Origin of the sequence: Allobosea sp. UNC402CLCol (genome assembly GCF_000745475.1) — a bacterium.
Taxonomy (GTDB): domain Bacteria; phylum Pseudomonadota; class Alphaproteobacteria; order Rhizobiales; family Beijerinckiaceae; genus Allobosea; species Allobosea spartocytisi.
On record NZ_JQJJ01000013.1, the window covers coordinates 204,378 to 219,733 of the forward strand.

The window sequence follows — 15,356 nt, forward strand, 5'->3', positions numbered from 1 at the left end:
GAGCCGCCTTGTCCGCATCCCGCTCCGTTCTCCTGATCATCGGCGGCGGCATCGCCGCCTACAAGGTGCTCGAAGTCATCCGCCGGCTGAAGGATCGCGGCATCGCCTCGCGCTGCATCCTGACCAAGGCGGGCGAGCAGTTCGTCACGCCGCTCGCGGTGTCGTCGCTGGCGGGCGAGCGCTGCTTCACCGATCTGTTCTCGCTGACGGACGAGGCCGATATCGGCCATATCCAGCTCTCGCGCTCGACCGATCTCGTGGTGGTGGCGCCGGCGACCGCCGATCTCATCGCCAAGATGGCGAATGGCCATGCCGACGACCTCGCCTCGACCGCCCTGCTCGCCACCGACAAACGCGTGCTGATCGCGCCCGCGATGAACCCGCGCATGTGGCAGCACCCGGCGACGCGGCGGAACATGGCGCAGCTCGAAAAGGATGGCATCCTCGTCGTCGGGCCTAATAGCGGCGCCATGGCCGAGCGCGGCGAGAGCGGGCCGGGCCGCATGGCCGAGCCGCCGGAAATCCTGGCCGCGATCGAGCTCGCGCTCGCCGGAGAGAAGCCCTCGGCCCGCGCCATCGGCTTCCTCGGCCGGCTGCCCGGCGGCGACCATGCTCCGGCCGCCGGCTCGCTCGCCGGCAAGCATGTCCTGATCACCTCGGGGCCGACGCATGAGCCGATCGACCCGGTGCGCTACATCGCCAACCGCTCCTCCGGGAAGCAGGGCCACGCCATCGCGGCGGCGGCGGCCGCCGCCGGGGCCCGCGTGACGCTGGTCAGCGGGCCGGTCACGCTGCCCGATCCAGCCGGGGTCGAGACCATCCATGTCGAATCCGCCCGGCAGATGCTGGCGGCCGTCGAGGCGGCGCTGCCGGCCGATCTTGCGATCTTCGCCGCTGCCGTCGCGGATTGGCGCGTGGCCGACGCCGCATCGGAGAAGATGAAGAAGGACGGCGGAGCCCTGCCGCCGCTCTCGCTGGTCGAGAACCCCGACATCCTCGCCACCGTCGCGCATCGCCCGAACGGGCGGCCGGGCTTCGTCGTCGGCTTCGCGGCCGAGACGCAGCACGTCATCGACTACGCCAGGGTCAAGCTCGCCAAGAAGGGCTGCGACCTGATCGTCGCCAACGATGTTGGCGGTACGGGCGTGATGGGCGGCGACGCCAATACCGTGCATCTCGTGACAGTCGATGGCGTCGAGACCTGGCCGACCCTGCCCAAGGAAGAGGTCGCGAGCCGCCTCATCGCCCATCTCGCCCAGAAGCTCGCCGCCGCGAAGGCAGACTGAGCTCCAAGGGGCGCGCTAGATCACTGGCGCTGCTCCGCCCGGTCGCGCGCCCGCGCCTCGGCGCTGCGCTCCGAAGGCGGGCCGTAGCCGCCGGCGCCGGGCGTGATGATCTCGACGATCTGGCCCTTTTCCAGCGCGCCGTCGCCCTTGAAGAAGGGCACGACGCCCTCGCTGAAGGCGAAGGAGCCGCCCTGCCCCTCGCCGCCGCCGGCCAGTCCCCAGGGGCGCGAGGTCAGGCGCGAATTGTCGACGTTGAGCCGGCACGGCGCCTCCGCCCGGTAGACGCGGCGCAGGCCCATGCCACCGCGCTGGCGGCCGTCCCCGCCCGAGCCGTCGACCAGTTCGTAGCGCAGCAGCGTCAGCGGATATTCGAGTTCCAGCGCCTCGACCGGCAGGTTCGAGGTGTTGGTCATGTGGACATGGACGCCGTGGAGCCCGTCCTTGTTGGTGCGGGCGCCGGAACCGCCGCCGATCGTCTCCAGATAGACCCAGAGCTCGCCGCTGCCCGGCTGCTCCCCGGCAAAGGTCGCCGAGGCGACCGCGCCCGAACAGGCCGCGATCACACGGTCCGGCACGGCCTGCGCAAGGGCGCCATGGATCAGGTCGACGACGCGCTGGCAGGCGGCGATGCGGCCGTTGACGGCGGCGGGATGCACGCAGTTCAACACCGTGCCTTCGGTCGCGGTGACGGTGAGCGGCCGCGCTAGACCGGCATTGGGCGGAATGGTCGGGTCAGCCACGGTCTTGACCGCGTAATATACGGTCGAAAGCAGCGCGGTGTAGACCATGTTGAAGCCCGCCCGCATCTGCGGCGGCGAGTCGAAGGCCAGCCGCATCTCCTCGCCCGCGACGGTGATCGCGACCGAGAAGGTCAGGGCCTCGTCGATCTCGGGATTGTCGAAGGAATCCGAGAAGCGATAGGTGCCGTCGGGGATCGAGGCGATGCCGGCGCGCATCTTGCGCTCGGCATAGTCCTGTAGTGCCTTGCCGGCGGCGAGCACGGTGTCGCGGCCGTATTTGTCGCAAAGCGCGCGCAAGCGCTCGACCCCGAGTCGGTTCGCCGCCATCTGGGCGCGCAGGTCGGAGAGGCGCTCGCGCGGGACCTGGCAGTTGAGCAGGATGAGTTCCTGCACGTCCTTCATCAACACGCCGCCGTCATAGAGGCGGATCGGTGGGATGCGCAGGCCCTCCTGGTAGATATGGGCGTGGCCGCGATCGGCGAAATCGGAATGGTGCGCGGTGTTGACCGCCCAGGCGATCATCACGCCCTCGTGGAAGACCGGCTCGGCGAGCACGATATCAGGCAGATGGGTGCCGCCGCCCTCATAGGCGTCGTTGCCGATGAAGACATCACCCGGCTTCATATCCGCGACGGAGTGGCGCTTCAGGATATGCGGGATGATGCCGATGAAGGAGCCGAGGTGCATCGGGATATGCTCGGCCTGGCAGAGCGTCTGGCCCCCGACGTCGAAGAGCGCGGTCGAGCAGTCGCGGCGCTCCTTGATGTTGGTCGAGTAGCTCGCCTTGACCAGCGCCTCACCCATCTCCTCGGCGATCGAGGCGAAGGAAGAGCCGATGACCTCGACGGTGATCGGGTCGACGCTGACGGATGCAGTCGCGGTCATCACGGCATCTCCAGGATCAGGTTGAGATAGGGCTCGACGGTGGCGGTCATGCCCGGCAGCAGCACGGTGGTGGAATCCATCTGCTCGACGATGGCCGGGCCGGTGAAACGGTTGCCGGACTTCAGCTTGTCGCGGTCGTAGATCGGGCAGGCGACGAAGCCGCCGGCCTCGGGGAACCAGACCTCGCGGCTGCCGATCACGGCGTGGGAGGCATCCGGGCCGGCATCGCGCTCCGGCCGGAAGGCGGCCTTGGGCACGAGGCCGACCGCCTCGACGCGATAGGTCACGAGCTGGACCGCCTCGCCTTCCGCGACGAAGCCGTAGAGTCTCTTATGGGCTGCGGCGAAACCTTCAGCCAGTGCGGCGATGGTCGCGGGCGTGATCGGCCCGTCCGGCACGTCGATGGCGAGCTCGTAGTTCTGGCCGTGATAGCGCAGGTCGGCGGTCCGCTTCAGCCGGCGATCGGCCGAGGCGACGCCTTCCTCCGCGAACCAGTGATCGGCCTGTTCCTGCAGGGCGACGAAGATCTCGGCCATGTCTGGGACCAGCGCCTCGGATAGCGTCGCCAATCGCGTCGTCGCGAAATTGGCGCGCAGGTCGGTCAGAAGCAGGCCGAGCGCGCAGCCGATGCCGGGATTGCGGGGCACGACGATGCGCTTCATGTCGAGCTCACGCGCGAGCCTCGCGGCATGCAGTGGCCCGGCCCCGCCGAAGGCGACCAGCGCGTAATCGCGCGGATCATGCCCGCGCTGGACGCTGATGACGCGGATCGCCTTCGCCATGTTGGCGGTGACGACCGAGATGATGCCCTGCGCCGTCGCCATCAGGTCGAGGCCGAGTTCGTCCGCCAAGCGGCCGATCGCCTGTTTCGACAGCGATTGGTCGATCGGCATGCGGCCGCCGAGCAGATGCGTCGAATTCAGGGTCTGGAGCACGACATTGGCGTCGGTGACGGCCGGCTCGGTCGCGCCGCGGCCGTAGCAGACGGGGCCGGGATCGGCGCCGGCCGAGCGTGGCCCGACCTTGAGCAAGCCGCCGGAATCGATCGCCGCGAGCGAGCCACCGCCGGCACCGACCGTGTGGATGTCGAGCATCGGCGCCTTGATCGGGTAGCCGTGGACATTGGCCTCGGAAGCGAGCTTGGCCTCGCCGTTGCTGAGCAGGGCGACGTCGGAAGAGGTGCCGCCCATGTCGAAGGTGATGAGGCTGGGTATGCCGATCATCGCGCCGATCGCCTGCGCCGCGACGACGCCGGTCGAAGGGCCGGAAAGCACCGTGCGCACCGGCAGGCGCGCCGCCATGTCGAAGCCGATGACGCCGCCATTCGACTGCGTCAGATGCGGCACAGCCTTCAGGCCGAGTTCTTTCAAACGGTCGGCGAGGCGGCGGATATAGCCCTGCATGACCGGGCCGAGATAGGCGTTCACCACCGCAGTCGAGATGCGCTCGTACTCGCGGAATTCCGGCGCGACCTCGTGCGAGGCGCAGATGAAGGCCTCGGGGAATTCCTCGGTGACGATGCGCTTGGCCGCTTCCTCATGCTCTGGCCGGACGAAGCCGTAGAGGAAGCCGATGGCCACCGCCTTGACGCCCTCCGCCTTCAGCGCCCGCGCCGCGTGCCGCACGGCATCCTCGTCGAGCGGCGTCTCGACTGAGCCGTCATGGCGGACGCGTTCTGCCACGCCGAAACGCAGATCGCGGGTGACGAGCGGTGGGGCCTTGTCGGCCTGGAGATCGTAGAGGTCCGGCCGCTTCTGCCGGCCGATCTCGATCAGATCGCGGAAGCCTTCGGTGGTGACGAGGCCCGTCTTCACGCCGCGATGCTGGATCAGGGCGTTGGTGCCGACCGTCGTGCCATGGCCGAAATAGGCGATGTCGGCGGGGCTGGCGCCGACGCGCTCGACGCCTTCCTGCGTGCCGCGCGCGATAGCGCGGGAGGGATCGTCAGGGGTCGAGGGCACCTTCCACACCGCGACCATGCCGGTCGCGTCGTCGAACAGGCAGACATCGGTGAATGTGCCCCCGGAATCGATCCCGATCCGCCACGCCATCTCTGTCGTCCTCCCTTATATCGCCGTCGTCTCGGCGGGCGTCCACGCCACGCCATGGCCGAAACCGCCCTGATAGCCGCAGACCTGCGCCGCCCGTTCCGCCCCGGCCGTCAGGGCGGCGGCGATGCCGGCTCCGTCGAGTATGGCGAGCAGGCAAGCGGCGATGAAACCGTCACCGGCGCCGAGCGTATCCACCACGATTGCAGGGCTGGCCGGCTGCTCGTGGAAGCTGCCGGCCATGAGCGCCAGCGCACCCTTCACGCCGCGCGTCGCCACGACCATGCCCGCACCCCAGCCGATGCAGCGCTCCAGCAGGACGCGGCACTCGGCGTCCGAGGCGGAAGGATGCGAGAGGAAAGCGATATCGACGGCCGGCAGCGTCGCGGCGAGGTTCGCGTCGGTCCAGCGCTCGGAAAAATCGTAGGACAGGCGCCGGGCCGCGCCGCGGACGACCGGCAAGGCGTCGCCGAGCTCGCTGTAGATGCTGGAATGGACGAGGTCGAAGCCGGCGATATAGGCGCGGTCCTCGGCGTCGAACGTTCCCCATTCGCCGCGCACGCCACGCTCGGAACGCAGGAAGCGCCGGTCCTGCCCGTCATGGCCGATGAAGGCGCGGGCGTTCGGGCCAAGCCTGATCCGGCAGCGCGTGGCATCGACGCCTTCCCGCCTCAGCGCGTCGCTCAGAAGCATGCCGGCCTCGTCCGAACCGATGCAGCCGAGATAACCCGTCTCGGCCCCGAGCCGCCTTGCCTGCACCGCAACGTTGACCGCGTTGCCGCCGGGGAACTGGAGGCCGCGATCGACATAGGTGTCGACGGTGTTGTCGCCCAGTCCCAGAAGCCTCTGCGCCATCGCGGCAACTCCCCCGGATCAGTATGCCACCTTCCACATGTAGCGGCGGGTGGTCAGGGGCTGGTTCCGCAGCACCGAGAGATGCGCCGAGAAGCGTTTGAGTGCCGCCTGGAGGATGTAGGGTGCGACGATCGGGCGGATGTCCGGGTCGACACCCACCATCGCGAAAGCGTGGGAATCGTAGTTCATCACGCGCCCGGCATAGGTGTCGCAGAACTTCACGACCCGCTCCATCAGGGGCCGGCTCGGATCCTCGCCGGTGATCAGGATCAGCGGCGTCTGCTTGTCGACGATCTCGAAGGGGCCGTGGAAGAACTCGGCCGCCTCGATCGGGTAGCTGTGCAACCAGAGCATCTCCATGAGGATGCAGACGCCGAAGACATAGGCCGTGGTGAAGCCCGGCCCCGAGGCGACATGGTAGATGCGATCGTCGCCCGCATAGGTGGCGGCATCGGCGGCTGCGCGGGCCTCGTTCTGCTCGGCCGCATCGCACATCGCCGCGGGGAGCGCGTCGAGCGAGGCCAACAGTTTCGCGCCGAGCGGCCAGCCTTCCTTGGCCGCCATCAGCCCGCCGATCAGCGCCTGCATCAGCATGAACATCGCCGCGAAGGATTCGCTGGTGTCGCCGACGAGGAAATGCCGCGGCACGGCCTGCGCCAGCGGTTTCTCGCCATATTGGCTGAAGGCGACGACCTGGCAGGGCCTGTCCTTGAGAAAATGCGCGGCGGCGACCGTCTCCGGCGTCGTGCCGGATTTCGAGGCGAGCACGACCAGCGTGCGCTCGTTCAAGCGCGGCGGGTCGATCGCCATGAACTCGGCCGGAAAATAGCGCCTGATCTCGATGCCCGGCGAAGAGCGCTCGAGCCAGTATTGGATGCCGAGCATCGCCCGGTTCGCCGAGCCGCAGGCGACCATGTAGACGCGGTCGATCTGCGGAGCGAGCTCCTGTCCGAGCGCGAAAGCCGCCGGTAGCGCCGCGCGCGTCGGCTCCAGCCCGGACAGGATTGCGCCGCGGTCGAAGGCGATGGACATGGAAGGCTCCGGACGGGCTTTCAAAGGGCGATGGAATTGGTATACACCAATTCCATATACCAATGACTGTCAAGCCTATTCCAGTTTCGGTGCACGCGCCCTTCGGACAGTAGCCATCCGCAGGTTTTTCGCCTTAAACACGAAGGAAGCGGCCTCGGCTGCCGTCGACGGGGCCCACGGTCGCCGAGAGAGACGCAACGCATAGAGATGCAGGGCATGTCCAAGCCGCTGAAGCGGGTGAAACCGATCTATGTCGAGGCCCAGGACTATATCCTCGACCTCATTGGCGGGCCGGATTACGGGCCCGGCGACCGGATTCCCTCGGAACGGACGCTCGCCGACACGCTCGGCATCAACCGCATGACGGTGCGCAAGGCGATCGACCGGCTGGTCGAGCGCAACGTGCTGGAGCGCAACGGCACCAGCGGCACGCGCATCCCGCTGGTCCAGGTGTCGCGGCCGATCGATGCGCCGGCCTCGCTGGGCATCACCCGCATCATCCGCAATGCCGGCGGCGAGCCCGGCAGCAAATTGCTGCATTTCGGCGAGGAAGGCGCGAGCGAGAGCGTCGCCCGGCGTCTCGAGGTGCCGCCGGGCAGCGAGCTCATCATGGCGCGCCGCCTGCGCAGCGTGAACGACGAGGCCTTCTGCATCGAGACGAGCTATCTGCCGGCGCAACGCGTCCCGGGCCTCACGGCCGAGGATCTGCTCGGCGGCCAATCGCTCTACGAGCTGCTGCGGCAGCGCTACGGCATCGAGATCAGCATCCGCGACCGCGAGATCAGCGTCGGGACGGCAACCGAGCGGGAAGCCCAGCTTCTCGCGCTGGCGCCGGGCTCGCCGACGCTCGTGCTGCGGATCGTGGCGCGCGACGGCGACGGCCGGCCGATCGAATATATGCGGTCCATCAACCACCCCCACCACGTCGTCTTTCGCAGCGCGGCGCCATCCGCGCAGACGTGATCGCAGCCCCGGTCCGGCCGCGGACGGCCGGTCAAGGCGCCTCCTCCTTCCTGCCGCCGGAGCCTTCGTGATGGGCATCACCATCGAGACCATAGAGCCGGACCCGTCCCTCCCCGCCGCCAGCGACGTCGTCGTCATCGGCGGCGGCATCATCGGCATCACCACCGCGCTCTTCCTGGCGCGCGAGGGCATCTCGGTCACCGTCTGCGAGAAGGGCGAGGTCGGCCACGAGCAATCCGGCCGCAACTGGGGCTGGGTGCGCATCATGGGGCGCGACCCCGGCGAGATCCCGCTCGGCCTTGAAAGCATGCGGCTCTGGTCGGAGATGGACCGGCTGGTCGGGGGCGATACCGGCTTCACCCGCTCCGGCATCGTCTATGTCGCCGACACGCCCGCCAAGCTCGCCGAGCACGAAGCCTGGCTCGACCACGCCAAATCCTATCAGCTCGACTCGCGCCTGCTCAGCACGCGCGAGATCGACGCCGTGCTGCCGGGCGGCAAGCGCGCCTTCGCCGGAGCGCTGTTCACCCCGAGCGATGCGCGGGCCGAGCCGCAGAAGGCCGTTCCGGCCATGGCCCGGGCGCTGCGCCGCCATGGCGGCACCGTGCTGACACGCTGCGCGGTGCGCGGCATCGAGACGGCGGCGGGCCGCGTCAGTGGGGTCGTCACCGAGCGCGGCCCGATCGCCTGCCAGCGCGTCGTGCTGGCCGGCGGCGCCTGGTCGCGGCTCTTCCTCGGCAATCTCGGCATCGACCTGCCCGCTCTCAAGATCCTGGGTTCGGTGTTCCGGACCGAGCCTCTGGACGGTCCCCCCGTCCACGCCGTCGGCGCCTCCGATTTCGCCTTCCGCAAACGGCAAGACGGCGGCTACACCATCGCCCATCGCGGCGCGAGCGTGGCCGAGATCGTGCCGGACAGCTTCCGGCTGCTCTTCGATTTCCTGCCCTCGCTGGTCAAGCAGCGCCATGAATTGCGGCTCAGTCTCGGCCATCGTTTCCCCGACGAAGCCCGCACGCCGCGGCGCTGGTCGCTCGACGCGGAAACGCCCTTCGAGCGCATGCGCATCCTCGATCCCAAACCCTCCGAAGCCATTCTGCAGGAGGCGCAACGCAACCTGACCGCCGCTTTCCCCGCCTTCGCCGGCCTGAAGGTGAAGGAGAGCTGGGGCGGGCTGATCGACGCGACGCCCGATGGCGTGCCGGTGATCGGCGAGGTGCCGCGGCTACCCGGCTTCTTCATCGCCAGCGGCTTTTCGGGCCATGGCTTCGGCATCGGCCCCGGCGCGGGCCGGCTCACCGCCGACCTGGTCAGCGACCGCACGCCGATGATCGATCCGAAACCCTTCCGGCTGGAGCGGTTTTCACGGCTGGAGCGGACGACGCGGGTGGGGTGAGCGAAGGGCGCTGGGGACGCGGCGTCATTCCGGACAAGCCGCGTCAGCGGCGCCGATCCGGAATCCATCGTAGAACGAAGCGCGCTACGATGGATTTCGGGTCAAGCCCGGAACGACGGCGTGTTTCCATTGAAATGCGGTGCGCCGCAGCGCTTCACGCCAGCGCGGCCTCGTCGAGCGAATAGGCGGAGAAGAAATTCGTTCCGCCGGGATAGCATTTGAAGCCGCTGAGGCCCTTCACCATCGCATAGCCCTGCGAGCGCCAGGCGAGGCCGACGAGCGGCGCCTGTTCCAGGGCGGACTTCTCCAGCTCGGCATAGATCGCCTTGCGCTTGGCGGGATCGAACTCGGCGCGTCCCTTGGCGAAGAGAGCGTGGATCTCGGGGGTCGGGATCTGCCAGCTCCGCGCCATGTTGGCCGGCAGGTCACCGTCGATCAGTGGCGCGAGCCCATCGGGATCGTTGTTGTCAGCCGTCGTGCCCTGCACCATGAAATCATAGCGGCCCTTGCCCGCCAGATCGACGCGCGCCGCCCAATCGGGCAGATTGAGGTTTGCCTGAATGCCGATCTCGGCGAGATTGGCCTGCACGACCTCGGCCGTCGATTTGTGCATGCCATATTGCGCCGTCGAGAGCAGCGTGCAGGAAAAGCCGTTCGGCACCCCGGCCTCGGCCATCAGCCTCTTCGCCTTGGTCGGGTCGTAGTTCCAGTATTCTGAGCGGGCCTTGTCGAAATAGGGGCTGCTCGACGGGATCGGAATGCCCTCGAGCTTGCTGCCCCGGCCGAAAAAGGCGGCCTGGACGATATCCTCGCGGCGGATGGCATGGGCGACCGCCTGGCGCAACCGCACATCCTTGAACGGGCCGGCGCCGCCGTTGAAGTTCAGCCCCATGAAAGGACCGTCGACGGCAACGAGCCGCAGGCGCGGATCCTTCTCGATCGTCCCCATGGACTGCCAGGGCACATATTCGATGAGGTCGATATCGCCCGCCTGCAGCGCCGCGACGCGCAGGTTCTCGTCGGCATAGGCGACGAGCTTGATGCCATCGAGCTTCGGCTGGCCCGGCTTGTAGTATTTGTCGAACTTCACGACCTCGATCGAAGCGCCACGCTCCTGTGCCTTGATCATGAAGGGCCCCGCGCCGACGCCGAGACCCGCACGCCCCTCGATCGAATCCTTGGCGATGATCGGCACATGGGGGCTGGCGAGCCAGATCGGCAGCGTCACGGTCGGCTGCTTCATGACGATGCGGACGGTGCGGGCATCGGGCGTCTCGATGCGCTCGACGCCGCCGAACTCGGCCTTCATGAAGGCCGTCGAATTAGGCGCCGCGATCTGCTCCAGCGTCCATTTCACATCCTCGGAGGTGACCGGCTTGCCGTTCTGGAAGCTCGCCTGGCGCAGCTTGAAGACCCAGCCGGTCTCGCCCTCGCGCTCCCAGCTTTCGGCGAGCTCCGGCCTGACCTCCCCCTTCTCGTCGAAGCCGGTCAGGCCGCGGAAGATCAGCAGCTTGACGGTCAGCGCCGCCGTACCGGTATGGAGCCAGGGCTGCAGACTGGGCGGAAAGCTCGACAGGCCGAAGCGCAGCACCTTGCCGGCAGCCTGGGCATGGGCTCGCAATCCCAGAAGAGGCAAGGCGACACCGGCGGCGAGCAGATTGCGGCGGGAGATCGAGACCATCGCATACCCCTCTCTGTTCTGGCGGCTTGATCAGCCGAAAGCGCAGAATGATTTGGTATATACCAGCTTGTCAATGTGACTCGACCCGGCGCCGAAAGACGCGACAAGGCATAAGACACGCAGGGCGCGAACAGCCTGGATCACTCCCGCAAGCAGCGTATCCCGGTATCTTTTTTGCGCGGTCGACCTATTGTCAGGAAGATCGTTCCACGCCAGCCACTTCCATGGCATCGCTCTCGCCGGGCATCCCCATCCTTGACAGCCCAAAACAACTCGAATGGTATACACCAATTCCCGCAAGGGGATGCTGCCGGTCGGGACGCCCGGCAACGCAGGCCGCGCCTCCGGAGACTGCCATGAGCGAGATCGTCAAAGTCAAATCCGGCAGCAAATACGAGACGCTGAACAGCTATTCGCGCGTCGTCGTCGCCGGGGACATGATCTTCGTCTCGAACACCGCCGGACGGAACTACAAGACCCGTGCCATCGCCTCCGACGCCGGGGGCCAGGCCGAGCAGGCCTTCCGCAATATCGAGGGCGCGCTCGCCGCCGTCGGCGCATCGTTGAAGGATGTCGTCGCGGTCAAGGTCTTCGTACCGGATATCGCCGATATGGAGGCGGTCAACGCGGTCGTCGGCCGCAAGTTCAGGGGCATCGACCCCGCCAACACCACGACCTGCACGCCGCTCGGCCAGCCCGAGCTCAAGGTCGAGTTCGAGGTGACGGCCTATAAGCGGCGCGATCCGGACAAGCCCGAACAGCGCATCAGCGTCGACCTCTCCTGAGGACCACGCCACCATGCCGGACGTCCTCATCGTCGGAGGCGGAATCAGCGGCGTTTCGGCCGCCTATGAGATCGCGCGGGCCGGCCATTCCGTGACGCTGTTTGAGGCGCGCAATCTCGCGGCGATGGCGTCGGGCTGGACGCTCGGCGGCGTCCGCCAATCAGGGCGCGATCCCGCAGAATTGCCGCTGGCGAAGGCGGCCGTCGAGCGCTGGGGCGGGCTCGACGAAGAACTCGGCGCACCGACCGGCTATCGCCGCCACGGCAATCTGCGGCTGGCGCGGACAGAAGCGGAAGTCGCCGTCATCCGCGAGTTGGTCGCGCAGCAGAGCAAGCTCGGCCTCGCCATCGAATACCTGCCGGACAATGCGGCGATCCGGGCCATGGCCCCGGCGATCGGGCCCGGCATCCTCGCCGCCTCCTTCTGCCCCGGCGACGGCCATGCCGATCCGGTGCCCGCCGTGCGAGCCTATGCCGAGGCTGCCCGCCGGCATGGCGCCGTGATCCGCGAAGGTGTGCCGGTTCGCGCCTTGGTCCGCTCGGGCGAGCGGATCACCGGGGTCGAGACGTCGAGCGGCGAAACCATCGCGGCCGACCGCGTCATCCTGGCGACCGGCATCCATTCCCCCGAACTGCTGGCGCCGCTCGGCCTCTCCCTGCCGCTGACCATCAGGCTGGTCTGCGTCATGCAGAGCGTGCCGCTGCCGCCGCTGCTCGCGCCGGTCTTCGGCGTCGCCAATGCCGATGCAGCCGGGCGGCAGGAGATCGACGGGCGCCTGCGCGTCACCACCGGCATCGGCGATTGGCCGCATGATCCACGCGGCTGGACGGAGGCGCTGCTCGCCCCGCGCAGCCGCGATGTCGCAGCGTTGATCGCGCGCACGACGCTGGTCCTGCCGGCGCTGGCTGATGCCGGCATCGCCCGGCTCTGGGGCGGATTGATCGATCTGACGCCGGACGCCCTGCCCGCGATCGATGCCGAGACCGGAATCGACGGGCTCGTCGTCGCCGCAGGATTTTCCGGGCATGGCTTCGGCATCGGCCCCGTCACCGGCGAGATCCTGGCCGACCTCGCCCTGGGACGGCGACCGCGCTTCGATCTTTCGCCCTTCCGGCTGAACCGCTTCGCCGAGGGCACCCGACCGGCCGCCGAACTCACCTTGCACGGATAGGACATCGCCCCGCCATGCTACCCCCCGATGGACGCGTCATCCTGATCTCCGGTGCCAATCGCGGCATCGGCCGCGCTGTCGCCGAGCTTCTGCATGGGGAAGGCTACAGCCTCAGCCTGGGCGGGCGCGATCTCGCTTCGCTGCGGGCGATGAGCGCCGATTGGGACCCGTCGCGGGTCCATGTCGCCCGTTACGATGCCGGCGACTGGGCGAGCCATCGCGCCTGGGTCGATGCCGCGGCCGAGCGCTTCGGCAGGATCGACGGGCTCGTCAACAATGCCGGCATGCACAGCGCCATGACCCTGCGCGCGCCTGACGAAGCCACGCTCGACGCGATCTGGGCGGCGAACTGCAAGGGGCCGCTCAATCTGATCCACTGCGCCCTGCCGCATCTCGAAGCCTGCGGCGCCGGGCGAATCGTCAATGTCGCCTCGCTCTCGGGCAAGCGGGTGCGCAACGACCATGTCGCCTACAACATGACCAAGCATGCGATGATCGCGCTCAACCATGCGGCGCGGCGCATCGCCTGGGACAAGGGCGTGCGCGCGACGGCGCTCTGCCCCTCCTTCGTGCGCACCGACATGACCGCGTCGAGCACAGCGTTGCCGCCAGAGGCGATGACCCAGCCGGCCGATCTCGCCGAACTGGTTGCCACCGTGCTGGCACTGCCCAACAATGCGACCGTCGCGGAATTGCTCGTCAACTGCAGGCTGGAGGACACGCTTTAAGCGGCTCGGGCCGGAACCGGGGTGGAGATAGCTCCCCCGGACAGGCCGATGCCGGATCACGAAGACCCGTATTCAACGACAAAAGCAGGGGAAAATCATGAAGAGACCCGTCTCGATCCTCGCCGCCGCGTTGGCCGGCGCGCTGATGGCCAGCCCGGCCCTCGCGCAGAAGACCGTGCTCACCGTCGGCATGCAAAGCTCCGACGCCGGCGTGCTCGACCCGCACCTGAATTCCGGCACGCCCGGCAAGGCGATGCTGCAATGGATGTTCAACGGGCTCGTCCGCATCAAGCCCGGCGAGCTTTCGCCCGAATTCATGGAGCCCGATCTCGCCGAGAGCTGGACCTCGTCCACCGACGGCAAGGAATGGACCTTCAAGCTGCGCCAGGGCGTGCAGTGCCACCACGGCTATGGCGAGTTCACCGCGGAGGACGCGGTCTATTCGCTGAAGCGCGCTTCCTCAAAGGACAGCTCCGCCTTCTCGTCGGACTACAGCGCGGTGCAGTCGATCGAGGCTCCGGACAAGTACACCGTCAAGATCGCGCTGAAGGAGCCGATCCCGAGCCTGCTCGGCATCGTCATGAACTACCATGGCGGCAACATGGTCTGTAAGAAGGCCGCCGAAGAGCTGGGCAAAGAGGGCTTCGCCAAGAAGCCGGTCGGCACCGGCCCGTTCATGTTCCAGGAATATGTGCCGCAGCAATATGCCAAGCTCGTCGCCAACCCGAACTATTTCCGCGGCAAGCCGAAGCTGACCGAGATCCTCTACCGCTTCATCCCCTCGGATTCCTCCCGCGATCTCGCCTTCCAGTCCGGCGAGCTCGACATGATGCTGGGCCGGCAGGAGCAGGCCTGGGTCGACCGCATGAACGCCATTCCCGGCGTCAAGGTCGTGGCCATGGGACCGGCGGAAATGTCGGTGCTGCACCTCAATCAGAGCCAGCCGCCGCTCGACAACCTCAAGGTCCGGCAGGCCATCGCCTATGCCATCGACCGCAATGCGATCTGGCAGTTCCGCGGCAAGAACATCTCGCGCCCGGCCGTCTCGGTCGTGCCCTCCGGCTATCTCGGTACCGACGAGAAGGCGCCGCTCCCGCCCTACGATCTCGCCAAGGCGAAGGCACTGCTGACCGAGGCCGGCTTTCCGAACGGCATCACCATCAAGGCGATCAACACCACTCTGCCCTCGATGCTCAGCTTCACCGAAGCGGTGCAGGCCCTGCTGAAGCGCGCCGGCATCACGCTGGAGATCCAGCCGGTGGAGCACGCGACCTTCCACCAGCAGATCCGGCAGGATCTCTCGCAGATCGTGCATTTCCAGGCGGCGCGCTTCCCGGTGGCCGATGTCTATCTCTCGCAGTTCTTCCATTCGCGGGCGATCGTGAAGACGCCGACGGCGGTGACGAACTTCTCGCATTGCAAGGTGGCCGATGCCGAGATCGACGCGGCGCGCTCCGAGACCGACAAGGCCAAGCAGCTCGCTTTGTGGAAGACGGCGCAGGAGAAGATCATCGCCGAGGTCTGCGCGATTCCCGTCAACGAGATGATGCAGCTCTGGGCCTACAAGGACAGCCTCGACCTCGGCTACGAGCTCAAGGCCTCGCTCAATCTCGGCCCGCCGGTGCTGGAGACGACGCACTTCACGAAGTGAGTTAATCCGACACCCGTCATTGCGAGCACAGCGAAGCAATCCAGGAGACGTAGAGCTCCACGCCCCCTTGGATTGCTTCGTCGGCTTCGCCTCCTCGCAATGACGCGTAGCTTCCGCGAGAGGTGCCCGGGTCAGGCC

At 67.7% G+C, this 15,356-nt stretch carries 12 protein-coding genes; 7 read left to right on the forward strand and 5 right to left on the reverse strand.

Annotation, left to right across the window (positions count from 1 at the left end; genetic code table 11):
* The first annotated feature begins 8 nt into the window (after positions 1–8).
* Positions 9–1,286 carry a phosphopantothenoylcysteine decarboxylase domain-containing protein gene (locus GY40_RS17230; protein WP_038364721.1) on the forward strand — a complete coding sequence of 426 codons (1,278 nt, stop codon included), beginning with the start codon at positions 9–11 and terminating at the stop codon, positions 1,284–1,286.
* 20 nt (positions 1,287–1,306) lie between these two features.
* On the opposite strand, the gene GY40_RS17235 is transcribed toward GY40_RS17230, so the two are convergent.
* Genes GY40_RS17235 through GY40_RS17250 form a run of 4 tightly spaced genes read right to left on the reverse strand, consistent with a single transcriptional unit; the run spans position 1,307 to position 6,846 of the window.
* Entirely contained in the window at positions 1,307–2,911 is a 1,605-nt protein-coding gene (locus GY40_RS17235; RefSeq protein WP_038364723.1) for a hydantoinase B/oxoprolinase family protein, read from the reverse strand.
* A complete protein-coding gene (locus GY40_RS17240) occupies positions 2,911–4,962 on the reverse strand; it encodes a hydantoinase/oxoprolinase family protein (RefSeq protein ID WP_038364724.1) in 2,052 nt (683 codons plus the stop codon). The genes GY40_RS17235 and GY40_RS17240 overlap by 1 nt, the downstream gene beginning before the upstream one ends.
* A 15-nt stretch (positions 4,963–4,977) precedes the next feature.
* Positions 4,978–5,814 (reverse strand): PfkB family carbohydrate kinase, encoded by an 837-nt coding sequence (locus tag GY40_RS17245; protein WP_038364726.1) that lies wholly within the window; start codon positions 5,812–5,814, stop codon positions 4,978–4,980.
* Positions 5,815–5,832: 18 nt separating this feature from the next.
* Complete coding sequence (locus GY40_RS17250; RefSeq protein WP_038364728.1) at positions 5,833–6,846, reverse strand: SIS domain-containing protein; 1,014 nt, start codon at positions 6,844–6,846, stop codon at positions 5,833–5,835.
* A gap of 216 nt (positions 6,847–7,062) precedes the next feature.
* Here GY40_RS17250 and GY40_RS17255 point away from each other — a divergent pair, with 216 nt between their 5' ends.
* Together GY40_RS17255 and GY40_RS17260 are read left to right on the forward strand one after the other, a co-directional pair.
* Positions 7,063–7,809, forward strand: a complete 747-nt coding sequence (locus GY40_RS17255; RefSeq protein WP_051988263.1) for a GntR family transcriptional regulator — start codon at positions 7,063–7,065, stop codon at positions 7,807–7,809.
* A 70-nt stretch (positions 7,810–7,879) separates the two neighbouring features.
* Positions 7,880–9,202: an NAD(P)/FAD-dependent oxidoreductase gene (locus GY40_RS17260; RefSeq protein WP_051988218.1), complete on the forward strand. Its 1,323-nt coding sequence runs from the start codon at positions 7,880–7,882 to the stop codon at positions 9,200–9,202.
* Between the two features lie 154 nt (positions 9,203–9,356).
* Here GY40_RS17260 and GY40_RS17265 read toward each other — a convergent pair whose 3' ends face one another.
* Positions 9,357–10,883 (reverse strand): ABC transporter substrate-binding protein, encoded by a 1,527-nt coding sequence (locus GY40_RS17265; RefSeq protein WP_038364732.1) that lies wholly within the window; start codon positions 10,881–10,883, stop codon positions 9,357–9,359.
* Between the two features lie 356 nt (positions 10,884–11,239).
* Here GY40_RS17265 and GY40_RS17270 point away from each other — a divergent pair, with 356 nt between their 5' ends.
* The 4 genes from GY40_RS17270 (at position 11,240) to GY40_RS17285 (ending at position 15,218) form a co-directional block, all read left to right on the forward strand.
* Positions 11,240–11,668, forward strand: coding sequence for a RidA family protein (locus tag GY40_RS17270; RefSeq protein WP_038364734.1), 429 nt, complete (start codon positions 11,240–11,242; stop codon positions 11,666–11,668).
* Positions 11,669–11,681: 13 nt separating this feature from the next.
* The gene (locus tag GY40_RS17275; RefSeq protein WP_038364736.1) at positions 11,682–12,839 is read left to right on the forward strand and encodes an NAD(P)/FAD-dependent oxidoreductase; all 1,158 of its coding nucleotides are present in this window, start codon (positions 11,682–11,684) and stop codon (positions 12,837–12,839) included.
* A 14-nt stretch (positions 12,840–12,853) separates the two neighbouring features.
* Positions 12,854–13,567 (forward strand): SDR family NAD(P)-dependent oxidoreductase, encoded by a 714-nt coding sequence (locus GY40_RS17280; RefSeq protein ID WP_038364738.1) that lies wholly within the window; start codon positions 12,854–12,856, stop codon positions 13,565–13,567.
* A 97-nt stretch (positions 13,568–13,664) separates the two neighbouring features.
* Complete coding sequence (locus GY40_RS17285; RefSeq protein ID WP_038364741.1) at positions 13,665–15,218, forward strand: ABC transporter substrate-binding protein; 1,554 nt, start codon at positions 13,665–13,667, stop codon at positions 15,216–15,218.
* Positions 15,219–15,356 lie beyond the last annotated feature (138 nt).